18 protein-coding genes and 1 pseudogene are annotated in these 23,545 nt (G+C 64.4%); 3 read left to right on the top strand and 16 right to left on the bottom strand.

Annotated elements, in window-relative coordinates; genetic code table 11:
• Positions 1–34 precede the first annotated feature (34 nt).
• Both AB4Y32_RS20205 and AB4Y32_RS20200 read right to left on the bottom strand, forming a co-directional pair.
• Entirely contained in the window at positions 35–1,501 is a 1,467-nt protein-coding gene (locus tag AB4Y32_RS20205; RefSeq protein ID WP_368723044.1) for an HDOD domain-containing protein, read from the bottom strand.
• Between the two features lie 371 nt (positions 1,502–1,872).
• A complete protein-coding gene (locus tag AB4Y32_RS20200) occupies positions 1,873–2,154 on the bottom strand; it encodes an HWE histidine kinase domain-containing protein (protein ID WP_368723043.1) in 282 nt (93 codons plus the stop codon).
• A gap of 267 nt (positions 2,155–2,421) precedes the next feature.
• Here AB4Y32_RS20200 and AB4Y32_RS20195 point away from each other — a divergent pair, with 267 nt between their 5' ends.
• On the top strand, positions 2,422–3,447 hold the full coding sequence (locus AB4Y32_RS20195) for a helix-turn-helix transcriptional regulator (RefSeq protein WP_368723042.1): 1,026 nt from the start codon (positions 2,422–2,424) through the stop codon (positions 3,445–3,447).
• Between the two features lie 24 nt (positions 3,448–3,471).
• On the opposite strand, the gene AB4Y32_RS20190 is transcribed toward AB4Y32_RS20195, so the two are convergent.
• From AB4Y32_RS20190 to AB4Y32_RS20135, 12 genes and pseudogenes are all read right to left on the bottom strand, one after another.
• The gene (locus tag AB4Y32_RS20190; protein ID WP_368723041.1) at positions 3,472–4,761 is read right to left on the bottom strand and encodes an MFS transporter; all 1,290 of its coding nucleotides are present in this window, start codon (positions 4,759–4,761) and stop codon (positions 3,472–3,474) included.
• A gap of 118 nt (positions 4,762–4,879) precedes the next feature.
• Positions 4,880–5,081 (bottom strand): annotated as a pseudogene (locus AB4Y32_RS20185) (ShlB/FhaC/HecB family hemolysin secretion/activation protein); the annotation flags it as partial.
• Between the two features lie 59 nt (positions 5,082–5,140).
• Positions 5,141–5,635 carry an SGNH hydrolase domain-containing protein gene (locus AB4Y32_RS20180; protein WP_368723040.1) on the bottom strand — a complete coding sequence of 165 codons (495 nt, stop codon included), beginning with the start codon at positions 5,633–5,635 and terminating at the stop codon, positions 5,141–5,143.
• Positions 5,632–6,765, bottom strand: coding sequence for a cytochrome D1 domain-containing protein (locus AB4Y32_RS20175; RefSeq protein ID WP_368723039.1), 1,134 nt, complete (start codon positions 6,763–6,765; stop codon positions 5,632–5,634). The genes AB4Y32_RS20180 and AB4Y32_RS20175 overlap by 4 nt, the downstream gene beginning before the upstream one ends.
• Positions 6,766–6,931: 166 nt before the next feature.
• Complete coding sequence (locus tag AB4Y32_RS20170; protein ID WP_368723038.1) at positions 6,932–7,504, bottom strand: DUF3280 domain-containing protein; 573 nt, start codon at positions 7,502–7,504, stop codon at positions 6,932–6,934.
• Between the two features lie 176 nt (positions 7,505–7,680).
• Complete coding sequence (locus AB4Y32_RS20165; RefSeq protein ID WP_368723037.1) at positions 7,681–7,854, bottom strand: hypothetical protein; 174 nt, start codon at positions 7,852–7,854, stop codon at positions 7,681–7,683.
• A gap of 136 nt (positions 7,855–7,990) precedes the next feature.
• Positions 7,991–9,451 carry a heavy metal sensor histidine kinase gene (locus tag AB4Y32_RS20160; protein WP_368723036.1) on the bottom strand — a complete coding sequence of 487 codons (1,461 nt, stop codon included), beginning with the start codon at positions 9,449–9,451 and terminating at the stop codon, positions 7,991–7,993.
• Complete coding sequence (locus AB4Y32_RS20155; RefSeq protein WP_368723035.1) at positions 9,448–10,134, bottom strand: heavy metal response regulator transcription factor; 687 nt, start codon at positions 10,132–10,134, stop codon at positions 9,448–9,450. The genes AB4Y32_RS20160 and AB4Y32_RS20155 overlap by 4 nt, the downstream gene beginning before the upstream one ends.
• 116 nt (positions 10,135–10,250) lie before the next feature.
• On the bottom strand, positions 10,251–11,723 hold the full coding sequence (locus AB4Y32_RS20150; protein ID WP_368723144.1) for an efflux transporter outer membrane subunit: 1,473 nt from the start codon (positions 11,721–11,723) through the stop codon (positions 10,251–10,253).
• A 32-nt stretch (positions 11,724–11,755) separates the two neighbouring features.
• On the bottom strand, positions 11,756–12,991 hold the full coding sequence (locus tag AB4Y32_RS20145; RefSeq protein WP_368723034.1) for an efflux RND transporter periplasmic adaptor subunit: 1,236 nt from the start codon (positions 12,989–12,991) through the stop codon (positions 11,756–11,758).
• Positions 12,984–16,235 (bottom strand): efflux RND transporter permease subunit, encoded by a 3,252-nt coding sequence (locus tag AB4Y32_RS20140; protein WP_368723033.1) that lies wholly within the window; start codon positions 16,233–16,235, stop codon positions 12,984–12,986. Before AB4Y32_RS20140 ends, AB4Y32_RS20145 begins: the two co-directional genes overlap by 8 nt.
• Before the next feature lie 579 nt (positions 16,236–16,814).
• Positions 16,815–17,123, bottom strand: coding sequence for a DUF4148 domain-containing protein (locus AB4Y32_RS20135; protein ID WP_368723032.1), 309 nt, complete (start codon positions 17,121–17,123; stop codon positions 16,815–16,817).
• A 233-nt stretch (positions 17,124–17,356) separates the two neighbouring features.
• Here AB4Y32_RS20135 and AB4Y32_RS20130 point away from each other — a divergent pair, with 233 nt between their 5' ends.
• Positions 17,357–17,599: a hypothetical protein gene (locus AB4Y32_RS20130; protein ID WP_368723031.1), complete on the top strand. Its 243-nt coding sequence runs from the start codon at positions 17,357–17,359 to the stop codon at positions 17,597–17,599.
• Positions 17,600–17,688: 89 nt separating this feature from the next.
• Here the strand turns inward: AB4Y32_RS20130 and AB4Y32_RS20125 are convergent, their stop codons facing one another.
• On the bottom strand, positions 17,689–18,693 hold the full coding sequence (locus AB4Y32_RS20125; protein WP_368723030.1) for a chemotaxis protein CheB: 1,005 nt from the start codon (positions 18,691–18,693) through the stop codon (positions 17,689–17,691).
• A gap of 205 nt (positions 18,694–18,898) precedes the next feature.
• Between AB4Y32_RS20125 and AB4Y32_RS20120 the strand changes: the two genes are divergently transcribed.
• A complete protein-coding gene (locus AB4Y32_RS20120) occupies positions 18,899–19,039 on the top strand; it encodes a hypothetical protein (RefSeq protein ID WP_368723029.1) in 141 nt (46 codons plus the stop codon).
• A 143-nt stretch (positions 19,040–19,182) separates the two neighbouring features.
• On the opposite strand, the gene AB4Y32_RS20115 is transcribed toward AB4Y32_RS20120, so the two are convergent.
• The gene (locus tag AB4Y32_RS20115; RefSeq protein WP_368723028.1) at positions 19,183–23,355 is read right to left on the bottom strand and encodes a CheR family methyltransferase; all 4,173 of its coding nucleotides are present in this window, start codon (positions 23,353–23,355) and stop codon (positions 19,183–19,185) included.
• Positions 23,356–23,545: the final 190 nt, after the last annotated feature.

Raw genomic sequence — 23,545 nt, 5'->3', positions numbered from 1 at the left:
GGATGTGAGGCCTTCGGATTCGCGGCCAGCGCGATCAAAGCATGTCGATTGCTTCCAGGTTGGCGCCGGAAAAAAAACGGCTCAACTCGCGCGTCAGCTCGTTGAGAACGGCCATCTCCGGTTGCGTGATCTTGTGCAAGGGCTGCGTCTGGGTCCAGTCGCCGTAAAGAAGCGCGACCGTCGTGTCCTTCGCCTTCACGGGCAGCAGCACGAACGCCCGGGCGTCGGCGAGATGCGCCTTGAACCAGTCCGGCAAGCGTGCCTCCATCCGCGGTTCGCGCGCGTTTTCGATGAAGATGCCCACCGGATTCGCGATCGCGAGATGAAACACGTCAGGCTGGAACCCTGCGCCGAAGTTCAGCGTCGGCAGCATGCGCTCCATGTCGTGACCGAAGCCGATGCGCGCGTGATACCGGGCGTCGGCCTGACGCACGAACACGAGCGTGCGCGACAGCGAGAGTCCCGCCAGCACCGCTTCGGAAGCGAGCGTCAGCACGGGCGCGAGCGTTTTGCTGGACGGCAGTGCGCGCAGGTCTTCGAGACCCGCGCTCAGGCGCGCATGCGCGGAGTTGCCCGTGCTCACGATCGCATCGGCGTGCGCGCGCAGCTCGGCGATTTCCTGCATCAGGCCTTCGCTGCTCTCTTCGTCGATCAACGCGGCGCTCAGCGCTTCGAGCCTCGGCGCGTCGACCTTCAGCTCGTCGCTATAGCGGGCGGCAAGCTCGGTGAGCAAGGCTTCCAGGCCGTCGCCCGCTTCGTGGGCCGCAAGTGCATTGGCCGCTTCCGTCGAATAGCTGTTGACGGCCCGCAGCCATCGCACATGGTCGGACGCAGGCTCGTCGGTGGGCGCGCCGAGCGGCTGCATGCCGGCGAAAATCGTCTCCGGCAGCCGCCAGCGGCGCGCGGCCTCGGCGCCGATGTCCTCGAAGCTCACGCCCAGTTGGCGCACGCACGCTTCGCCGTCGTCGATCTGTTCGCTCTCGGCCGTGCGGCGCAGTTGCTCCCACTTGCCCTCCAGATAGAACGCGACCAGCAGCCTGCCGATCTGTCGCATCAGCGTGCAGACGACGGCCTCTTCGGCGATGCGCAGATCGACGCCCTCCGTGATGCACCGCGCGACCGTTCCGCACAGCAGCGCGCGGTTGAGTTCGAGCTTCGCGTCGATCCGGTGCGGCACGCTTTGATGAAAGTGATCGACGATCTTCATCCCGACGACGAGATGCCCGACGGTATCCATGCCGAGCACCATCAGCGCGCGGGTCACGGTCGTGATGTTGCCGCCGAACGCGACATACATCGCCGAATTGGCGAGGCGGAGCACCTTTTGCGTGAGACCGACGTCCGAGAGCACGACCTGCACGAGCGACGTGAAGTCGAGGTCGTCGTCGCTCATCGCCGAAATGGTCGAGCGCAGCGCCTGCGACAGCAGCGGGAAATCGCCGCGCTCGCTCATGCGGACCCACAATTTTTCGAGCAATTCGGATTTGACGACAGCGGACATCGGATGGAAGCTGAAAATCGGATATGTTGAAGGCAGCAGCGGCAGGCGTGATTAAAACACAACCCGCCGTCCGCCATCGTGCAGCGTGGACGCGAAACGCCTCAAGTCGCCGATTTGTGATGTGAATCCGCATCATTTGACAGTTGCTCGCACGCTTTCCCGAGCGTGGCGACGAGATCGGGCGAAAGGCTCTGCGTGCCCGTCGGGCGGCTGATGCGATGCGTCCGCGTGACGAGCGATGACGCGCTCATGCCGCTGTCGAACGACGCGGCAAAAAGAGGCGTGATGAGATTGAAAGGTGCCGGCGCGCTTGGGCGGCACCAGCGCGGTTCATGTGGCGCGGTAGATCGCGCACGGCGAAGAAGATTCGCTCAGGCGGCCGTCTGGCGCGACCGGTACAGCATTTCGCGCTCCAGCAGATCCAGCAAGCCGATGATCCGCTGCCGTTGCGTCGCCACCAGATCGTGCGTCTGCGCCAGCGCGCGCAGGCGCTTGCCCCAGTATTCGTAGTCGAGCCGGGACGTGTCGTCTCCTGCCGTGCGGCGAACGACGTACTGCACCATCCGTTCGAGATGATCCAGTTCAGCGTCCGCCAGGCTGGCCGACTTTCGTGCCGCGACATCCGTCGCGGTTTGCGCTTTCGTGATCGTCATAGAGCCCCCGCTCTTCACCCCGTATGCCGTCAGACGGGCCGCGCTCGGCTGTCCTCGGCGACAGCGGGGCTGCGCAGCCGCGCCCACGATGCCTCATTTGAAAACAAGGCAACGCCGCACGACCCGTCCGGCCTTTTTTTCTTTCAACGATAGCGCGACTTTTGAGAATGGCTTTACCATGCGTCTCAATTCTCTGCAGCATCCACCGAAATTCCGGCGGCTCGCTGCCAGCATCGGATTGCAACCCAGCACCCGCCGCACCGAACCATGACCCAGCGTCCCGATCCGCACCGGCCACCCGAGGCCGAACCGCATGCTTCGCCGCTGATCGACCGCTTCAGCACGCGCGCGCTCGCGCCCGACCAGCAGGTGCTGGCCTGGCGCACGCGGGTCGGACACGTGGTCGACGTGCCGCCTTCGCGGCAACAGCTGATACAAGGGTTCGGCGCGCACATCGACCGCTATAGGGTCGGCGGCGCCCTCTTCACCGATTCGCAAACCGACGCGATGGTGCTCGAACGCTCGATTGCGCGCGTCTCCACGGACACGCGCCGCGATTACGCGTTTCATCTGTACCTGGAAGGCGAGACGGGCCGCATCTCGGGCATGCACCGCAAACGCAGCGAGGCCGATTCGGTGCATGGCATCGTGGCGATGGACCTGAATCAGCCGTTTCGCGTCGAACGCCCCGCGTGCCGCGTGCTGACGCTGTTCGTGCCGCAGCATGCGATCGACGCGGGCCTGTCGGACGGCGAGTCGATCCACGGCCGGACCTTGCCGTTCGGTGCGCCGCTTGCCCGCGCGGCGCGCGATCATTTCGCCTGCGTCGCGTCGACGATTCGCGACGCGGAGCCCGAAGAAGCGGCGCGCGCGCTCGAAACGGGCGCCCAGTTGCTGATCGCCGCGTTCCGCCAGGAGGCGACGCTGACGGGTGCGGGACGCGCTGCGTTGCAGGCCGCCGTGCTCGCGCGGGTGCGGCGCTTCGTCGACGCGAATCTTCACCGCCCCGACCTGTCGCCCGCGAGCGTCGTGCAGACGCTGCAACTCAAGCGCGCGACGATCTATCGCTGGTTCGAGCATGAAGGCGGGCTGGGCGCGTACATACGCAACCAAAGGCTGCGCGAGGCCGCCGACGAGCTCGTGCGCTTCCCGCAGCTTCAGGTGATGGACATCGCGTATGGGCTCGGATTCAACAGCGCGTCGGACTTCACGCGCGCGTTTCGCCGCGCATTCGACATGAGCCCGCAGGACTTGCGCGCCCGCGCGCGCTCGCTGCAACGCGCGCGCGCGTAAGCGCCGCGCGTGGCGGGGCAGCCGTCATCGCCGTATCGGAGCAGCTTGCGCGTGCTCGGGAAAGCGCGTCAGCCCGGCTAGCGAGAGCGTCATCGCCGCGATCAGATACCACGCGGGCACCATCGGATTGCCTGTCGCGTCGATGAGCCACGCGACGATCAACGGCGAGAAGCCGCCGAACACCACCACACCGAGGCTGTAGATCACAGCCAGTCCTGCTGCGCGGCGATGGCGCGGAAACGCCTCCATCATCAGGACGGAGCCAGCGCCCGCGTTGTTCAGCGCGAACGCGACGAAGGCCGTGATGATGAGCAACGCGGCGATATCGCTCGCACCGTCGAGGAGCGCCCGAAACACGGGCCATGCCGCCGCGATCGACACCGCGAGCGTCACGTATTGGAGCGTCTTGCGGCTCGTGAGCCGGTCGGCCATGCGCGCGACGAGCGGCGTGACGACGAGTATCACGAGTCCGGAGATGCAGCCCGTCAGCAGACTGATCGCGGCGGGCCGGTGCAGCGTGCGCACGAGATACGACGGCATGTAGAACACCGTCACGTAGATGCTGACGGTGGGCGCGGCCATCATCAGGACGCCCCAGAAGAGCGGCCGCGCGTGCTCGGTGAAGAGGCGCGCCGACAGTCGCTCGCGCGCGGCCGGCGTTTCGACGGCTGCCATCCGGCGGCGCACGTACCAGCCGACGGGCCCGATGAAGCCGCCCAGCACGAACGGGATGCGCCATCCCCACGCGAGCATCGCCTCGTGCGACAGCAACGCCGTGGTGCTCGCGCCGATCAGCGCCGCCGCGAATGCCGCCGCGCCCTGGCTCGCGCCGCGCCAGCTCACCATGAAGCAGCGATGCCGATGAGCCACCGACTCCATCAGCGACGCCGATGCCGGTCCGATTTCGCCGCCTGCGGCGAGCCCCTGCATCAGCCGCGCGACGACGATCAGCACGGTCGATACGGGCCCGATCGTCGCGTACGTCGGCAGACAGGCGATCATCCACGTGCCGACTGTCATCAACGTCAGCGACACGATCATGCCGGCGCGGCGGCCGCGATGATCGGCGATATGGCCGATCATCAACGCGCCGAGCGGACGCATGACGAAGCCCGCGCCGAACGTCGCAAGCGACAGTAAAAACGATGACGCGGGGTTCGCCGATGGAAAGAACAGACTGCCGATCAACGCGGCCGAAAAGCTGTAGACCGTGAAGTCGTAGGCGACGAAGCCGTTGCCGATCACGATGGCGGCGATGGTCCGTGGGTCGATGTGAGCGGCCTGGCGAGCCGGCTGATCTTCGGGGCGAGGCATGGGTGGAGTCGCAGGTGCTGGGAATGCGTGACTGCGTTAACGGCTGCGTTGCGCAGGACTTTAGCAGCCGCGGTGATGTCTGCGATGGATTGCCCCGTGGATGACGTTCGACGGTGGATCAGAACTGCATCGTGGCCTGAGCGCCGATCGTAACGCGCGCGGTGGGGAAGGCAGCGGGTTTGTAGATGGACGTGCCCGCGAACAGGTCATAGGGGAGCCCAGCGTACTTTGCTGGCATGCTGGCGCGAATGCCGATGACCTGCGCAGGCGAGTTGCGTGCCTGCCAGTATTGCTGTGTTAGGTCCGAACACGCGCCCGTAGACGGCTGCATCATTGTTTGCTGCCGGAACATTCACGGTCTTTCTTCTGATACTGCGTTTCACTTCCTAGTGCTTCCTTCAAGTTGGTGCAAGAGTTGATCGGCGACCAGCGTGTTGGCCGAGTCGGAAATATGATCGCCGTAGCTGTAGAGAAATTTTCCGTTGCGCGTGACGGGACAAACGCCTTTCCGCATGTCGCACAGCGCGGGCGCAGGATCGTAGATCAACATGTCTGGATGCATCGCGTGGAGCTTCGCGATGATCGCCCGATACTCCGCAGTCGCAGCCAGATGTTCGCCATACGTGATCGCGCATTTACGCGCGAACGAACCTGCCCGATCCACGCTCAGAAGGGTCTGCACAAATTTGTAGCCCATCACCTTGCGATCCATACACTCGCGCGGATCAGGCAGCGTCGGGTTATCCATCACCAATGCGACCTTCTTTGATTGCAGCTTGCTAAAAATCTGTCTACCGGAAAAACAAAAAGCCCGCCTGAGGGGCGGGCTATATAAAACAGCGGTGCTCAATCCACCAATCGAACCACCCGTCACCGCGACTCAATCGACCCCTGACTCGGCGGCGACGTCACGATACCCCACGCCAGCGGCACATCGCCGATCTGGCTGAGCGTCTGATAATTGTTCTTCGCATCGAGCACATAAACGGCATTCGAGCGCCCGCACGCCATCAGCACCTTGGAGCCATCCGGCGTGAACGTGAAGTGCCAGCAGCGTTGACCGACGGGCGCATCCGTCACGTGCTCGTAGGTCTTTGCATCGAACACCTGCAAGGTCTTGTCGCGCGCGGCGGCGATCAGCAGATGCTTGCCGGAAGGATCGAATGCAACACCGTAGGGACCGAGCTTCGTATCGACTGTTTTCACGGTCTTCAGCGTCGCGGCATCGAGCACGACGAACTTGCTGGTGTTCTCCAGCGTGACGACGTAGTGCTTGCCATCCGGCGTCGACTTGATGCCGCGCGGCCGCGAGCCCTTGTCCAGCTTCACGGTGCGCACGGGCGCGCCGCTGCCCGTCCGATACACCGACACCGTATCGTCGCCCTCATTGGTGACGAGCAACTCGCGCCCGTCCGGCGAGAACTCGACGCCTTCCGTTTCGTGCCCGCTCTTCACCGAGTGGACCACCTTCATCGTCTTCAGATCGACGATGGCGACTTCGGCGGGCGGGCTGTTCGCGTCGTCATCGTCATCGTGGCCTTTGCCCGCCTGGCCTTCGGGTTTGCCCTCGGGATTACCTTCGGGTTTGCCTTCCGGCTTACCTTCGGGCTTGCCTGCGCCCTTCGCCTGCGAGGGCGTCCCACTGTCTCCGGGCTCGTACGTTACATAGGCGTATCCGCGATGCACGCGCACAAACTCAGGGTTCTTCCCGATCTTCACTCGCGCGACGATCTTGTCCGTCGACGTGTCGATCGCCGACAGGTCGCCCGACTTGTTGGCGACCAGCAGCCGGCGGCCATCCGCCGTGAGGCTCAGCCCGCGCGGACCATCGCTGCCCAGGCCGATCGTTTTGGTCAGCGTCATCTGGTCGAGGTCGATCACGCCGACGCCGTTCGTCTCGCTCGTTACATACGCGGTTGCCGCGAACGCATGACGGGCACTCACGCCGAGCAATACGGCGAGCGCGACGGATGCCGCCACGCGTGTACGTCTTGTGCAATGCATCGATGTCTCCTGCGGTTGGTTGTTCGACTGGCCCGGTCAGATCATCCAGGCCATCTGCGTTTTGCCGCAAGGGCGAATTCACCCACGCTCAAGTTAGCGCATCGCGCGTCTGGATGACAGCGCGGGCGCCCGGGAGTTTTTCCCGAAATCGATGTGCTTGCGATGTTCAATGCGCCGCGTCCGGATCGGCGGCAAGCAGGCCGACGAGGGCATCCGCGCCGCGCCGCCAGGACTGATCGGAATTGCCGCGCATGTCGACCGAGCGTTGAAACACGACCTGTCCGCTCGCGGTATCCTCGATGCGCAAGTTGATGTTGAGAATCAGATTGCTGACTTTCTGCACCCAGCACACGCCGACGCGCTGAACGCCCAGCCGCCGGCCGATCTCCAGTTCGCAGCCGTTGCACGCGTTAAGGCCCTGCGCCGCCTTGAATCCGTCGATCAGCGATGCGGCAGGCCGATTGTCGGCGACCTGATAGAGCCCGCGCTGGTCCACCTGCGAGCGCAGCCGTTCGCTGATCATCGCGGCGCGCGCCTGTTCGGCTTGCGCGGCGGCCGGCTCGCTGTACTGCGCGTTGTCGTCGATCACCGCGCAGTCGAGCAAGGCGGCTGTGCGTGGCGCGGCGAACACTGTCACCGAAACGGTACAGAGTGCGGCGCCGGCAGCGAACGCGTGGTGCACGGCGCGCGCTTTCAGTCGCCATCCGATGCGGGAAAAGAGGGAGTCGCGAACGGTCAACGAAGAGAATCCTCCACGATCGGGGTGTCATGTGCAAAGCGCGCGACAGAAAGCGCGAAAAGCGGCGCGCGGCAGTGCTCGCCTGGGCCGAGCGACGATCGTGAAGCAGATAACGGGCCCGAATGCAGGGCCAGGATGCGAGGCTCGTGACTACGTCGCGAGAACAGCGCCCGCGCCTACACTTCCGCGGCGGAATGCAGCGCCGCCTGCGCGGCCGCTTCGGCGGCGAGCGCCTTGCCGATCTCGTCGGCGAATCGCTGCAAGGAGGAAAGCGGCCCGCACACGCTGTGATAAGACTGGCTGCCGATCTGCGCGTCGAGCAGCACCTGCATGCCGGACTTCTTTGCCATTTCGATCAGATCCACATTGCCCCCTTGCCGATTACAAACTGGACGCGATGATCCAGCGTAACCGGTCGATTTGACCGTCATTCGGTCGAACAGAGGCCAATGATGAGATCAATTTACCTGTTCGGCGCCGCACATCTCAAGGCGACTTGAGCGGCGCGGACGCGATGGTCCGCGAAGGCACAGGCGCTTCCTTCTCGACAACTTCGGATTTCGGAGAATGCGCCCTGTCGACGCTCCTGATCGAAAAGCCGAACGTGTTCACGCCGTCGAGGCAATGCGCGAACACGAACCCGCCATGCATTTCGGCGACAGCCTTGACGATCGCAAGGCCCAGCCCGTGATTCTCGCGGCTGTTCGTGCGCGAAAGCTCTGCGCGATAAAAGCGGTCGAACACGTGATCGAGCACGTCGGGCGAAATCGGCTCGCCCGGATTGGCGACGGCGATCCACACGCGGCCCGCTTCGCGCGAAATCGTGACCGAGATCGACGATCCCGGCGTGGAATGATGAATCGCGTTGATCAGCAGATTCGCGCAAGCCCGCCCGAACAGCGAGCGGTTCACGCGCGCCACGGCGTCGCCGTGCAGTTCGGCCTGCACCTGCGCCTCCTCCATCGGCATTTCGAGGAACTCGACGGTGCGCGCGATCTCCGCCGCGAGCGACACTTCGACCAGTTCCGTAGCCCGCTCGCCCTGATCGGCGCGCGCGAGAAACAGCATGTCGTTGATGATGCCGCGCATCCGTTCGAACTCTTCGAGGTTCGATTGCAGCGTGCGGCGCAGATCGTCGACGGAACGGTTGCGCGTCAGCGCGACCTGCGTCTGTCCGATCAGGATCGTCACGGGCGTGCGCAGTTCGTGCGCGACGTCCGCGTTGAACGATTCGAGGCGCACGTACGCCTCATCGAGCCGTTCGAGCGCGCCATTGAACGAATGCGCGAGATCGTTCAGCTCGTACGGCAACTCGGCCGTGCGCAGACGTTGCGAGCGATTATCGGCGCTCACTTCCGACGCATCGACGGTCAGCCGGCGCAACGGCGCGAGGCCGATCCGCGTGACCCAGTAGCTCAACAACGAAGCGCCGATCGCGCCCAACGCGGACAACGCCGCGAGCGCCAGACTGAACTCGCGCAACGCCCGCTCGGCCGGCGCATAGCTGGTCGCCACCTGCAACTGCACCTGCGGACGCTCGCCGTTCGGCACGAGCGTCAGCGTGCGGGTCAGCAGGTCGTGGCCCGTGCCGTTGTCGGCGATGCGCGCATAGCCGCCCGGCCATTGCGCGACGACCCGGCCCGTCACGGGATGTCCGTAGTTGAAGAGCGGCGCGGCGCTCGAAATCGAATAGACGCTCGTGCCGTCGCGCGGCGTCATGTCAGTGAGCTTTTCTTGCGCGAAGCGCCACTTGTCGCGATTGATCGCGTGATGCACGATGATCCGCGCGACCTCGGTGCGGCTATCGAGCGACTCGCGCAGCCGCTGCTCCAGTTGCGAGCGGAGCACGAGAAAGAGCCCCGTGTCGACCAGCGTGAAAACGGTCAGAGCGACGAGTGCGAACAGCAACGCAAGACGCCGCCCAATCGAACGGTTCGAGCGAATCATGATGTCTCTGCTTCCTCGCGTACTTCGAGCACATAGCCCATGCCGCGCATCGTGTGCAGCAGCTTGGTGGGAAACGGGCCGTCGAGTTTCGCGCGCAGCCGCTTGATGGCCGTCTCGACGACGTTCGTGTGGCTGTCGAAATTCACGTCCCAGACCAGTTCGGTGATCATCGCTTTCGACAGGATATCGCCTTGCCGCCGCGCGAGCACGCTAAGCAACTGGAACTCCTTCGCGGTCAGGTCGAGCCGCACGCCGCCGCGCGTCGCGCGCCGTCCGATCAGATCGACATATAGATCGCCGACGCAGACCAGCGTCGATTCCTGCACGCGCGTGCGCCGCGCAAGCGCATGCAGACGCTCGACCAGTTCGAGAAACGAAAAGGGCTTCGTCAGATAGTCGTCGGCGCCTTCGCGCAGGCCGCGCACGCGATCGTTCACGTGATCGCGCGCGGTCAGCATGATGACGGGCGTGGACTTGCGCATGCGCAGCGCCTTCAGCACGCTGATGCCGTCGCGCTTCGGCAGCATCACGTCGAGCACGATGATGTCGTAGTCGAACTCAGATGCGAGATGCAGGCCCTCTTCGCCGTCGAGCGCGACGTCGACCACCCAGCCCTGTTCCGTCAGGCCGCGACGCAGATAATCGACGACCTTGAATTCATCCTCCACGATGAGCAGCTTCATGGGCGCTCCCCTCTCTTCTCTCGATCATTATAAGTAGGCTTTCCGAACGTGTTCAGCCCGGTCTACGCCGCCCTCCACCATGCAGCGTGGGCTCTGCCGATGCGCATTTCTTCGTGTCAGTTCGGCGCATGCGTGCCGGATCGCGCGAGATCGTTCGCGGCATCGGCGGGCGCGGACTGCGCACCCGTTTCCTGCACGTCCCATCCGCCGCCCAGCGCCTTCACGAGCGCGACGGACGTCGTCATCTGCTGTCCGTGAATCTGCACGTCCTGGCGCTGGCTCGTCAGCAGCGACTGCTGCGCGGTGATCACGTCGAGATAGGCGACGAGGCCGCCCGAATAGCGATCGTTGGCGAGCGAGAGCAGGCGCTGCGCATCGGCGACGGCATCGCGCGACTGCGCGGCGGCGCTGTCGAGCACGGACAGTCCCGTGATGCCGTCCTGCACCTGCTGGAACGCGGTGAGCACGGACTGCCGGTAATTCGCCTGCGCGGCCTGATAGCCGGCGCTCGCAAAGTCCACGTTGGCCGCGCGCCGGCCGCCGTCGAACACGACCTGGCTGAGCGCAGCGCCGAGCGCCCACATCAGGCTCGGCGCACTGATCAGATTCGCGAACTCCGTGCTCTGCCAGCCGATGCCGGGCGTCAGCGTCAGGCTCGGAAAGAACGCCGCTTTCGCGACGCCGATCTGCGCGTTGGCAGCGGCCATCGCGCGTTCCGCCGATGCGATATCGGGACGCCGCTGAAGCACATCGCTCGGCAGCCCGAGCGGAATCGCCGGCACGTGATAGTCGAGCACCTTGGGCTCGATCGAAAACTGCGGCGCAGGCACCGCGACGAGCGCCGCGATCGCATGCTCGAACTGATCGCGCTGCGTGACGAGCAGTTGCGCCTGCACGCGTGTCTGATCGAGCAGCGACTTCTGCTGTAACACATCGAGTCCGGAAACGGAACCGAGATCGTGCTCCGTCTTCACATAGTCGAGCGCCTTCTGTTGCAGTTGCACCGAGCGGTTCAGCACGTCGATTTCCGAGTCGAGTTCGCGCAGCGAAAAATAGTCGGTGGCGAGATCGGTGGAGAGCACGAGACGCGCGTTCGCGAGATCGTCGCGCGACTGTTCCGCCGATGCCTGCGCGCCTTCCACTTCGCGACGTATGCGGCCGAACAGGTCGACGTCGTAGTTGATCGTCGCGCCGAGTTGCAGATTGTTCTGCACTGTCGACTGTTTCGGCGCCGCGTAATTCGTCAGAGGCCGGTTCTTCGATGTCCGCTCGCGCGCCGCCGATGCCGACAGATCGACTTCGGGAATCTGTTGCGCGCGCGTGTTGGCGAGCGTCGCGCGGGACTGCGCGTAATGCGCGCTGGCCGCGGCGAGCGTCTGATTCTGCGCGAGCGCCTGCGTCTCGAGACCGTCGAGCGTCGCGTCGCCGAACGACTTCCACCAGTCCGGCGCGAGAGGAGCATGCGAGGGCTGCGCAAGACGCCAGTACGAATCCGTATGCCACGTGGGCGGTGCGTCCGTGAGCGGCGTCTTGTAGTCGGGGCCGACCGTGCACGCGCACAGCGCGAGCGCGAGTGTGATCGTGCCCATCTTGCCGATCCGCGCAGCGTGTACGAGCGCGTTCACGACGCCGCCTTGCCCTTCGACTGCGATGTCGTCTGCGGGTGCATCACCTCGACATGATCGCCGTCGTTGATCGAATCGCTCGGGTTGATGATTACGCGGTCGGTCGGCTCGATGCCGCTTTCGATTTCGAGCGTTTGCCCAAGGTCCTGCGCGATCACGACCTTGCGCAGATGCACGACGCCGTTGCTGTCGACGACCGCGAGCCGCGGACCTTCCGCGCGAAACAGCAGCGCATTGCCCGGCACCGTCAGCTGCGCGCGCGCATCCGATGGCAACGCAACCTGCACATAGGCGCCCGGCCGCAGCTCGCCGTCCGGGTTGCGCAACGTCACTTCGATTTGCAGCGAACGCGTGGGCACGTCGATCGCGCCGGAGATGTTCTTGATACGGCCGTCGAACTGCTGCCCCCGAAGCTCGGCCTGCGTCACGACGACATCCTCGCCGACCTTGATGTTCTGCGCGTAGGCCTGCGGCAACTGCACATACACGCGCAACGGATCGGACTGCGCGAGCGCGAAGAGCGCACGGCTCGTGCCGCTGCCCGCATCGATCAGATCGCCGACATCGACGTTGCGCTGCGTGACCACGCCCGCGAACGGCGCGACGATCCGCTTGAAGCCTTCGAGCTGGCGCAAGCGCTTCACGTTGGCCTCGGCGGCGGCGAGATTGGCGACGTCCTGCAGATACGTGCTTTGCCGCTCGTCGAGTTCCTGTTGCGATACCGCGTCGCGCTGACGCAATTGCTGCCAGCGCTCAAAAGAACTCTTCGCGAGTCCGAGGCTCGACTGGATCTGATCGCGCTGCGCGACGGCCTGCGCGAGTTCCTGATCGATCTCCGGCGTATCGAGTTCGGCGAGCAGTTGCCCTTCCTTCACGCGCGCGCCGATGTCGGCGTACCAGTGCAGCAGATAGCCGGTTGCCCGCGCATAGATCGGCGACTCGACATAGCCGCGCAGCGTGCCCGGCAACACCGTCATGTTGCTGCCGTCGTTGTCCTTCGGCGTGACGACCTCGACATACTGCTTCGCATTTTGCTGCGTCATCTGCGCGACCGAGTGGTTTTGCATGATGTTCGCCACCACTGTGCGCAGCGCGCCGATGGCGAGCAGCATCAGCACGACCAGGACGGCGATTTTCGCGCGCCGCCATTCGAGATGGCGCGGCGGCAGTGCGTGGCCGTCTTCCGTTTCCCGGGCCGGAATCGCTAGCGAAGAATGCGTCTTCTCAGTCATCTCGGCCGTCCGTCGTCGAGCTGTGTCCGTTTCCGTTTCGGTCGTGTCGCTGATCTCGTTCATGAGCGTCGCGGTCCTCCGATTGATTGTGCTGCTCGCGCCCTGCCTTGCGATGCGCGAGCCGGCTGTGAATGCCCGCGAACAGCAGCGGCACGAAGAAAAGCGTCGAAACCGTTGCGAACAGCAGCCCGCCGATCACCGCGCGACCGAGCGGCGCGTTCTGTTCCGCGCCTTCGCCGAGTCCGAGCGCCATCGGGATCATGCCGATGATCATCGCGAATGCCGTCATCAGCACGGGCCTGATCCGGCTCGCGCCCGCTTCGAGCGCGGCCGTCAACGGCGGCGTACCCGCCGTCAGACGCTGGCGCGCGAACGCGACCATCAGAATGCTGTTCGCCGTCGCGACCCCCATCGTCATGATCGCGCCCGTCAGCGCGGGCACGCTCAGATGCGTGCCCGTGAGGAACAGCATCCACACGATGCCCGCCAGCGCCGCCGGCAATGCGCTGACGATGATGAGCGGGTCGATCCACGACTGAAAGTTCACGACGATCAGCAGATAGACGAGCACGATCGCGGTCGCGACGCCGATACCGAGCCCGAAATACGACGTGCGCATGGTCTGGACCTGGCCGCGTATCGTGATGCCGCTGCCGCGCGGAAGCGTTGCGCGTGTCCGATCGACGAGCTTCTGAACCTGCGCGTCGACGCCGCCGAGATCGCGCCCTTCGACGCTCACATACACGTCGATCACGGGACGGATGTTGTAATGCGTGACCATCGCGAACTGCGTTTGCGGCGAGACCTGCACGAGATTGCCGAGCAGTTGCGTCGGCGCCGTCGAGGTCGCGGATACGGGCGTGCGCAGCAGTTGATCGACGGACGAGATCTGATATTGCGGCGTCTGCACGGCAACGTTGTACTCGACGCCATTGCGCGGATTGAACCAGAATCCCGGCGACGTCTGCGTGCTGCCCGACAGCGAAACCAGCACGTTCTGCGCGACGTTGTTCGCATTGAGATTGAGTTGCTGCATGCGCGTGCGGTCCATCTGAAGGCTGATGACGGGCTCGTCGAGCTTTTGCTGGATGTGCGCATCGACGGCGCCCGGAATCAAGCGGATCTGCTTCAATAGCTTTCTCGCCGTCTCGAGATTGCCTTCCTGATTCGAGCCGACGATCTGCACGTCGATCGCGGCGGGCAAACCGAAGTTGAGAATCTGCGTGACGATGTCGGCGGGTTGAAAGAAGAACTCGGTGCCGGGAAAACGTTGCGGCAACAACGCACGCAAACGGTCGATGTAGCCGAGGCTCGGCTTGTGGTCCCCGTTCAGCGCGAGCAGGATTTCGCCGTCGAGCGTGCCGATGGTGCCCGCGTTGCTGTACGAAAGATTGATGCCGCTATACGGCAGACCCAGATTGTCGAGCACGGTGCCCAGTTCCTTCGCGGGTATCACTTCTCGCACCACCTTTTCGACTTCGTCGGCGAGCCGCGCCGTTTCTTCGATCCGCGTGCCCGTCGGCGCGCGCATGTGCAGACGTATCTCGCCCGCGTCGACGCGCGGAAAGAAGTCCTCGCCAAGCGCAAGCGCGAGGCCCAGCGACGCCACGCAAAACGCAAGAAACATCGAGCCGAATAACCGACGGCGTACGAGCAGACTGCTGAGGACCATGATGTACGCCGCGCGCATCGTCTCGAAGCCGCTGTCGAAGCGGCGGTACAGGCGCATGAACAGATTCGGCCTCGCATGCGCGTCGCGCTTGTGCGCGTGGCCCATCAGCAGCATCGCGAGCGTCGGCACCAGCGTTCTCGACAGCACATACGATGCGAGCATCGCGAACACGACGGCTTCCGCGAGCGGCACGAACAGGTAGCGCGCGACACCCGTCAGGAAGAACATCGGCACGAACACGATGCAGATGCACAGCGTCGACACGAGCGCGGGAATCGCGATCTCGCCCGCGCCATCGAGAATCGCGTCGTGCAGATTCGTGCCCATGTGCAGATGGCGCTCGATGTTCTCGATCGTGACGGTCGCGTCGTCGACCAGAATGCCGACCGCGAGCGCGAGACCGCCCAGCGTCATGATGTTGATCGTCTGCCCGAGCGCATGCAGCGCGATCAGCGAAGTCAGGATCGAGAGCGGAATCGAAATGGCGATGATGCAGGTGCTGCGCCAGTTGCCGAGAAAAAGCAGAATCATCGCGGCTGTCAGCGCGGCGGCGATCACGGCCTCGCGCACCACGCCGCGAATCGCGGCCTTCACGAACACCGACTGATCAAACAGTGGCGTGACCTTGAGATCGGGCGGCAGCGCCGCCGTCGTATTCGGCAGAAGCGCATGCAATGCGTTGACGATCGAAAGCGTCGATGCGCTGCCCGTCTTCAGGATCGAAATCAGCACGCCGCGCCGGCCGTCTTCGCGCACGACGTTCGTCTGCGGAGAAAAGCCGTCGCGCACGTGCGCGACTTCGCGCAGATAAGTCGTCGCGCCGTTCACCGTGCGCACAGGAATTTCATTCAGGCCCGCGACCGTCGTTGGCGAGCCGTTCATGTTGATCGTGTATTCCTTCGGTCCGATCTTCGCGGTACCCGTCGGCAGGATCAGGTTTTGCGCGTTGACCGCGTTGACGACATCGAGGGGTGTCAGCCCTTTCGCGAGCATCGCGCGCGTGTCGAGATCGACGGAGATCAGACGCGTCTTGCCGCCGTACGGATACGGCACGGCAGCGCCCGGAATCGTGACGAGCTGCGGACGCAGGAAGTTGAGCGCCGTGTCGTTCAGGTCCTGCTCGGAGAGCCGCGTGCTCGACAGGCCCAGTTGAACCACGGGAATGCTCGACGCCGAATAGCTGATCACGAGCGGCGGCGTTGCGCCCGGCGGCATCTGCTTCAGTTGCGCCTGCTCGACGGCGACCGTTTGCGCGATCGCCGTCTGGATGTTCGCGTTCGGCTGCAAGAACAGCTTGATGATCGCAATGCCCGCGAGCGATTGCGACTCGATGTGCTCGATGTCGTTGACCGTCGTCGTCAGGCTGCGCTCGTTGACGGACGTGATGCGATTGGCCATGTCCTCGGCGGACAGGCCAGTGTAGTTCCAGATGATGCTGACGACGGGGATGTTGATTTCGGGCAGCACGTCGACTGGCGTCGTGAACAGCACGAAGGGTGTCGCCAGGACGATCAGGATGGCCATCACGATGAACGTGTACGGCCGCTTCAATGCGAGATTGACGATCCACATACAGGCCCGGGTATCCGTTATGAACGCGCAATGGTGACGTCCGGCAGCGGCGTCACTTTTCTCTGCGCGTCCGCGGCAACCTACGCGTTCATGCTAGTGCGTAAGGCCCAACAAACCGATGACGCGAAAATGGCGGTTCTGCCATGTTCGCGAAATGGGATCTTTCGGGTGCAAACGGAAGGCCAACAAATAGAAAGCAACGTCGCGTGAGTCGGCGCTGGAAGTTGGACCTTGTGCTCGACGGATCGGGTGAGGGACAGTTCGATGACACCTGGCTGCATGTGCATGCGCAGGCCGATCGAATGAGAGCGCTACACGTCGCGGCGAACAAAACCGCTATGCGTGTGCTTCAAAAAGCGCACAGACCACGAAGGTCTGTGCGAAGCCACCGAGGGAGCCCGACGGCGGAGGTATTCCACATGACAGGCCCGCTATCGTGTGGTCACGCGTGTTGTCACGTTATAGCGAGCCCTTTTCCAAACGATGCCGCGCGGGCGAGCCGCGCTTTCAAAAAGGAGCGACGATGCAGCGACAACAAGATGCGATGAGTGTCCTGTCAAACGCTCATGAAGCCCTTGTTCACGGACGGTTGTACATCGCGTTCCAGTCGGCTTGCGATACAGCCGGGCGGCCCGAAGCCGACGAGCCGCCCGTCACGCCGCCGACAGCCGTCGCGGCATTCCGCGCAGCCACTTTGGCTTCGGCAGCCTGGATGTCGGCGGGGTAATTCGGATCTTCGCCACGAGACGGGTTGTAGCCGGCCTTTTCGAGCTGGATCAACTCGGCACGCACCTGCGCGCGCGTGACCGGCTGGTTCGACTGCGCGAACACGGCGACGGGAGCGGCAAAAGCAGCGGCAACGACAACGGCTTGAATCAGGGACTTCATGGCTACTACCTCCAGACTTTGCTTTGGTACTTTACGAACAGGCCTGTTCGTAATCAGTGACGACAGTCTAGGTATGTAGCCGCTTAAGATTAAGACGGTTACGAGGAAAGGATTGTTGTTGCGAGCGGGGTTTACCCATCGGGCGCGGGACTTGCGCCCGACAATACGCGCTGTCTGATTCGACAGCCGCGCAGTGCGCCATGACGGCGTTTCTTTGGCTACCGGGAGGCAACATGCAAACGGAAGACGTTACGGAGTACCGTGGTTGCGTGATCCGGCCGATCGTAACGGCCGCGGAAGGCGGCCGCTATACGGCCGCAGCCATCGTCACGGACCGCGAGGGTGAGACGCGGACGCTCGGCGTCGAAGGTGATTTCGCCGAATCCCAGGAAGCGCGGGACCAGGCGATGGAACTCGCGATTGCATGGATTCATCGACGCAACATCGTGTCGGACCACTACGTGAGACGCGGGTGATGCAAGCGCGGCCACTTCGCATGCGATTCCACGCGAAGCAACGATGGGTATCGGGCAATGCGCGCGCGGACCTCGAGGCACGCGGCAACCTACAGATCGTGCGACAACTCCTCGCTCACGGCATTGCGCAGCATGCGGATGAGCCTTTCGCCCTCTTCAATCCGCGCCTGCTCGATGCCGATCTGCGCGGCGTCGCCCGTGCGCTCGGCCGACATTTGCCGTTCTCTTGCAAAGATTACGCGCTCGTGCACCGCGCGTATCGCGGCCCGTATCGCGTTCTCCGATTCCTTCGAGTACCCCTCGGCGAGCGACAGTGCGTTGAATGCGTGCCCCGTATGGCAGCGGTAGCGCAGAGGCCGGTCGTCGCCGACCCGCCATAACGCACCGCCGCAGTCCGGGCACGTCAACGACGAACGCACCCCGATGCGATCGAGTTCCTCTGGCGTAACGATGCCCAGTTGCGCCAGGCGGGCCTCGAGATCAAGCTGCTGCTCGCTGCTCATCGCTGGTTCCTCCTGCTGACGGAGCGCCGCGCCCTCGATCGCGGCCATGATGTTGCGCGCGAGATCGTCGACTGTCGTGACGCTGTCCGCACCCGCCGATTCCATCGCCGCGCGCGGCATCGACGGCGCTTCGCAATCGGCCGGGTCCTGAACGATGCAAAAGCCACCGTGCGCGCGGACGGTCGCGAGCCCCGCCGCGCCGTCGTCCAGGTCGCCGCTGAGCACGACGCCGACCACGCGTCGGCCATAGTGCACGGCAGCCGAGCGGAACAGCGGATCGGCGGCCGGCCGCGCGAAGTTTTCAGCCGCGCCCTCGTTGAGCCCCAGACAACCGTTCGACAGCACCATGTGCCGGCCGGGCGGCGCGACATAGACCGTGCCGTTGGCGATCGGCTCGCCCTCGACGGGATGGCGAGCAGGCAACGGCCCCCACTTCGACAGCAACTCGGGCAACACGCTTTCGTGCCGGCCGATATGCAAGACGATGCACACTGCGGCCCGCAAATCCCTGGGTAATCTTGAAACCAGCGTCCTGAGCACCGCAAACGCGCCACGCGATCCGCCAATGACTACAATATCTCGCCGATTCATAGACCCTCCTCGGTATGAACCAGCATAAATCGAACCCGTGCGCGAAGATTCGTATGCAACGTCGCGGGGAACGGCTTCGCACGTCAGTCGAAACGTGAGCCGCATCCCTTCTTCGATCGACCCGGATCTTCTGACGCGGGCCGACCAGCACATCGCGGCCGCAAAGCAACGCATCGAGGCCCAGTAGCTGTTCGTCGAACGCCTGATGCGCAACGACGGCGTCAAGGCGCATGCCGAATCGCTGCTCGCGCCGATGCCGGAAACGCTCGCGCAGTTTCAGTCGTACCGCCGCGCCGCCGGGAACGCGCAGCAGTCGCTGGCGAATCGCGTGGAAGCGGGACGATAGTTGCCAGGCCCACGCATTGCGTCATCGCGCGGGCCGCGATCGACAAAGGCGAGCCCATCCGTCGCCGGGTAATGACGGGCGCCGCGGCGCTTCTTTCGCAGACGCGATGGACGCGCCGCCCGCTCGCCGCCGCTATCGCGCTGTCACGAGCCCGCCGCCGGGGCAGTGGATGTCAGCAATGCGTGCAGTTTTTGCAGCAGCTCCTCGAAGTCGATGGGCTTGCCGACCAGCGCGTCGAAGCCGGCGTCGATGGCCGCCTGCCTGTCCGATTCACGGTTGAGTCCGATGATCGCGACCGTCCCGATGCGCGCGCGTTGCGGGTCGGCCTTGATCTTGCGCACCAGAGCGTACGCGTCGCCGGCCGACGCGCGCACGTCCACGATCACTACGTCGACGGGTCGGTCGGCGAGTGCGTCCCATGCCTGCGCCTCGCCCGGCACGGCCGTCACCGATGCCCTTTCCAGCTCCAGCAACGCGGTCAACGACGACACGAAGTCCGCGTCGTCCTCGACGATCAGCACGCGCGCGCCCGCAATCGCGTATTGCGCGGATATGTGGTCGCGCGGTGGCGCACCAGTCTCGTCCATCGCCGGAAGCCAGACGCTCATCGTCGTGCCGCGCCCGGGGCCGTCCGAGTGCGCGGCGACGCGTCCGCCATGCATGTCGACGAGTTGCCTGACCAGCGCGAGCCCGATGCCGAGACCTCCGCGCATGCGGCTGCGCGCGCCCTGGCGGAACATGTCGAAGACGGAGGACAGCTCCGACGGTTCGATGCCTTCGCCCGTATCGGCCACGTCGACGCGCACCATGCCTTCTTCGCGCGTCAGGCGCAGATCGATCCGGCCGCCGGCGCGCGAAAACTTCAGCGCGTTGGAAACGAGGTTCCATATGATCTGCTCGCACCGGACGGGATCGGCGAGCACCATCGCGGGCTGTTCGACGCCCGTCGCGGACACGACGACGCCGCGTTCGGCCGCGTCCGCCTCGCACGACTGCACGATGCCGTTCACCGTGGCGGCCAGATCGACGTGCCCGAGATCGAGCGTGAGCTTGCCGGTGTTCACGCGCGAGAAGTCGAGCAGATCGTCGATGATCTGCGCCTGGCTGCGCATCGCGCGGCGAATGGCATCCGCCGTTTCGCGCACGGCTTCGATGCCGCGCGTCTCGGGCAGGCGCGGCAGCATCTCCGCCTTCACGCCGATCAGGTTCAGCGGATGTTTCAGCTCGTGCGACAGCACCGCGATGAAATCGTCCTTGAGCTGATTCGACAGCGACTCTTTCTGGCGCTCGGTGCGTTCCCTGGCCAGCGCGGCCTCTTGCGCGTCCTCGCGCTCCTTGCGCTCGGTGACATCGCGCGCGATCTTCGCAAAGCCGGTAAACGATGCGTCGCGAATCGGCGTGACGACGCCGCTGCAATAGACCCTGCGATGATCCTTCGTCAGATGCCAGCGCTCGTCGTCGGCGCGTCCCTCCTTCGCGGCTGTTTCGCGCTCGTGCGCGGGCACGTTTGCCGCGCGATCGTCGGGCCGATAGACCAGTTCGATGTTCTTGCCCAGCACTTCGGCCTCGCCGTAGCCGAAGATCCGTTCGGCGCCCGCGTTCCAGCTCACGATGCGTCCCGACGGGTCCTGAACGATGATCGCGTAGTCGTTGGTCGACTGCGCGACGAGCCGCAGCCGTTGTTCGCCGATGCGCGCCTGCTCTTCCGCCTCGTGCCGCTTCGTGATGTCGATCAGCGTCAGCACCGCGCCGTCGATCCGGTCGTCGGCCGTGCGATAAGGCAGCAGGCGCATCAGATACCACTTGCCGTCGTGGCTTTGCACTTCGCGCTCGATGAGCTTCAGGCTCTCGAATGCTTCCTTGACGTCTTCCGCGAGCGTCGAATGCTGGAGCGAATGCGTAATGTCGAACAGCGACCGCCCGATATCCGAGTCGATCAGCTTGAAGATGCGAGTTGCGCTCGGCGTAAAGCGTTTCACCTGAATCTTCTTGTCGACGAACACGGTCGCGATGTCGGTCGAGACGATGATGTTCTGCAAGTCGTCATTGGCCTTCGCGGTGTCCTCGACGCGCGACTGCAATTCGGCGTTGACGGTCGTCAGCTCTTCGTTGACCGACTGCAATTCCTCCTTGCTGCTTTCGAGTTCTTCCGTCGCCGAGCGCAGTTCTTCGTTGATCGCCTGAAGCTCTTCGTTCGACGCCTTCAGCTCCTCGACAGAGGTTTCGTACTGCTCAATGGTCGTCGCCAGCTGCTCGCGGCTGTGCTGCAGCTCCTGTTCGAGCTGCACGAGTACGGGGTCCTGGCCTTCGTTCTCCGACTCGCCTTCGTCCGTCATCCGCTCCTGCACTTCATCGAACAGCACGAGGAAGAAGTCCGCGCTAAGGCCCTGATCATGGAACGGCCGCACGGTCATGTTGATCCACGACGTACGGCCGTCGCGCATCATCTTGACGCGCCGCGCCTCGACGCTCGCGCCCGTTTGCAGCGCGCGAAAAAGCGTCGTGCGCAAGTCGAGCCGAAGCTCGGGCACCACGACGGTCATGATGTTCGTCGACGGCTCGCCGCCCGCATGCCTCAGGAATCGCCCGACGTTGTCGGACAGATGCACGATGGTCGAGTCGCGATCGACGATCACGCTGGGCGGCGCATACTCTTCGAGCACCCGCTGATGCAGCGCCGAAAACGAGAAGACGCGGCGCTCGGGCGCGCCCGGCGGCGGCGCCGATGCGCCGCTCGCGGGCGCTTCTTCATGCGACGTCGAAGCCGTCATGGAGAGCGATGGAAAGCCGACAGCCGGCTTCATGCGATTGACGATCGGCTTCGCGCGGTAGATGCGGTTCTTCTTGTCGACGATGGTGAAAAGGTCGTCGGCGGCATCGGCCGACTCTGCCGTGCCGAGAAACAGATAGCCGTCCGGGCGCAGCGCAAAGTGAAACAGTTCCAGAATCTGCCGCTGCACCGCGCGGTCCAGATAGATGAGCACGTTGCGGCAGGAAATCAGATCGAGATGCGAGAACGGCGGATCGCGCAACAGGCTGTGCGCGGCGAACAGAATGCGTTCGCGCACCGTCTTCACGATCAGATAACGCCCGCCGTCCTGCGTGAAATAGCGCCGCAAGAGCTCGGGCGGCACGTCGCTCGCAATGGTGCTGGGATACGAGCCCGAGCGCGCGCGCACGATCGCGGAATCGTCGATGTCGGTGGCGAACACCTGCATCGCGGCCGCCGAGCCCGCCGCTTCGCGTGCCTGCGCAAGCAGTATCGCAATCGAATACGCTTCCTCGCCCGTCGAGCAGCCGGCGACCCACACGCGCACCTGGGTTTCGCTCGGCGCCGAGCGGAACAGTGGCGGCATCACGACGCTCTGCAGCGCGTCGAATGCCTCGCGATCCCGGAAGAACTGCGTCACGCCGATCAGCATGTCCGCGAGCAGTGCCGTCGTTTCCTCGGGCGTGTTGCGCAGGAACGCGCGATACGCTTCGAGGTCGCGCACGCCGTTGACCTGCATGCGCCGCTCGATGCGCCGCAGCACCGTCGCGCGCTTGTAGTGCCGGAAATCGTGGCCCGTGCGCACGCGCAAATGCATCAGGATGTCTTGCAGCGCGCGCTCCGATCCGCCGCGCGGCTGGTCGTCGGGCTGCTCGGCCGCAAGCTCGGCGTTGTTGTGCAGCGGCAAGCGGATGTTCTGCGCGTTGCTCCACAATTCGAGCAGCCGCTGCGGCATCTCGGCGACGGGCAGCACGATGTCGACCTGGCCCGTCGTGATCGCATGATTCGGCATTTCGGGGTGTTCGGCGTCGTTCGGCTCCTGTGCGATCGTCACGCCGCCACTTTCCTTCACGCGGCTCAGTCCTGCCGCGCCGTCAGAGCCCGTACCCGACAGCACGATGCCGACGGCGTGCATGTCGAGCGCATCCGCGAGCGTGCGGAAGAACTCGTCGATCGTCACCGTTGCATGGCTGCGCTTTTCCCATTCGCCGACGCGCAGATACCCGTCGGACAGCCATAGCTGCTTGCCGGGTGCAATCACATAGACGTGATTCTTCTCGATGGCCGTCGTGCTCGTGACCTGCGTGACGGGCATGCGCGTCGCCCGCTGCAGGATTTCGTCGGCGTGACTGGCGTGCTCCGGCGACAGATGCAGGATGATCACGAACGCCATATCCATCGTGGCGGGCGCATTCTCGAAGAACCGGATCAATGCCTGGACGCCGCCCGCAGACGCACCTATCCCCACGACCGGAAACGGCAACGTGCTGTGCGCGGCCGTGCCGGAACCGCTCCCTTCCGGGCTTTGCGATGTGCTTTTGCTCATACTAGGACCTACCCTTTACTCGGTTTCCGCGCGTGCCCGGTTCAGTCGCTGACGGGCAGTTCGCAAGCGCGCCGATGGATGTTGGGAAATGCGCGTCCATTCGGGAAGGCGGCGGGCGAGCCGTGAGCCGAACGGCCGGTGCAATCGGAGCCTTTATAACAAATTTCTTGTGAGAGCCATCGATCATTGT

This window comes from Paraburkholderia phymatum, from assembly GCF_040965635.1.
In the GTDB taxonomy this organism is placed as follows: Bacteria; Pseudomonadota; Gammaproteobacteria; order Burkholderiales; family Burkholderiaceae; genus Paraburkholderia; species Paraburkholderia phymatum_B.
Note: the sequence above shows the minus strand (reverse complement) of the source record. Positions and strands in the feature narration are given on the sequence as shown.

Excerpts from the sequence above, each read along its gene's own strand:
- AB4Y32_RS20205 (WP_368723044.1), bottom strand. The coding sequence starts at position 1,501 with ATGTCCGCTGTCGTCAAATCCGAATTGCTCGAAAAATTGTGGGTCCGC.
- AB4Y32_RS20200 (WP_368723043.1), bottom strand. The coding sequence starts at position 2,154 with ATGACGATCACGAAAGCGCAAACCGCGACGGATGTCGCGGCACGAAAG.
- AB4Y32_RS20195 (WP_368723042.1), top strand. The coding sequence starts at position 2,422 with ATGACCCAGCGTCCCGATCCGCACCGGCCACCCGAGGCCGAACCGCAT.
- AB4Y32_RS20190 (WP_368723041.1), bottom strand. The coding sequence starts at position 4,761 with ATGCCTCGCCCCGAAGATCAGCCGGCTCGCCAGGCCGCTCACATCGAC.
- AB4Y32_RS20175 (WP_368723039.1), bottom strand. The coding sequence starts at position 6,765 with ATGCATTGCACAAGACGTACACGCGTGGCGGCATCCGTCGCGCTCGCC.
- AB4Y32_RS20165 (WP_368723037.1), bottom strand. The coding sequence starts at position 7,854 with ATGGCAAAGAAGTCCGGCATGCAGGTGCTGCTCGACGCGCAGATCGGC.
- AB4Y32_RS20160 (WP_368723036.1), bottom strand. The coding sequence starts at position 9,451 with ATGATTCGCTCGAACCGTTCGATTGGGCGGCGTCTTGCGTTGCTGTTC.
- AB4Y32_RS20155 (WP_368723035.1), bottom strand. The coding sequence starts at position 10,134 with ATGAAGCTGCTCATCGTGGAGGATGAATTCAAGGTCGTCGATTATCTG.
- AB4Y32_RS20150 (WP_368723144.1), bottom strand. The coding sequence starts at position 11,723 with ATGGGCACGATCACACTCGCGCTCGCGCTGTGCGCGTGCACGGTCGGC.
- AB4Y32_RS20145 (WP_368723034.1), bottom strand. The coding sequence starts at position 12,991 with ATGACTGAGAAGACGCATTCTTCGCTAGCGATTCCGGCCCGGGAAACG.
- AB4Y32_RS20140 (WP_368723033.1), bottom strand. The coding sequence starts at position 16,235 with ATGTGGATCGTCAATCTCGCATTGAAGCGGCCGTACACGTTCATCGTG.
- AB4Y32_RS20135 (WP_368723032.1), bottom strand. The coding sequence starts at position 17,123 with ATGAAGTCCCTGATTCAAGCCGTTGTCGTTGCCGCTGCTTTTGCCGCT.
- AB4Y32_RS20130 (WP_368723031.1), top strand. The coding sequence starts at position 17,357 with ATGCAAACGGAAGACGTTACGGAGTACCGTGGTTGCGTGATCCGGCCG.
- AB4Y32_RS20125 (WP_368723030.1), bottom strand. The coding sequence starts at position 18,693 with ATGAATCGGCGAGATATTGTAGTCATTGGCGGATCGCGTGGCGCGTTT.
- AB4Y32_RS20120 (WP_368723029.1), top strand. The coding sequence starts at position 18,899 with ATGCGCAACGACGGCGTCAAGGCGCATGCCGAATCGCTGCTCGCGCCG.
- AB4Y32_RS20115 (WP_368723028.1), bottom strand. The coding sequence starts at position 23,355 with ATGAGCAAAAGCACATCGCAAAGCCCGGAAGGGAGCGGTTCCGGCACG.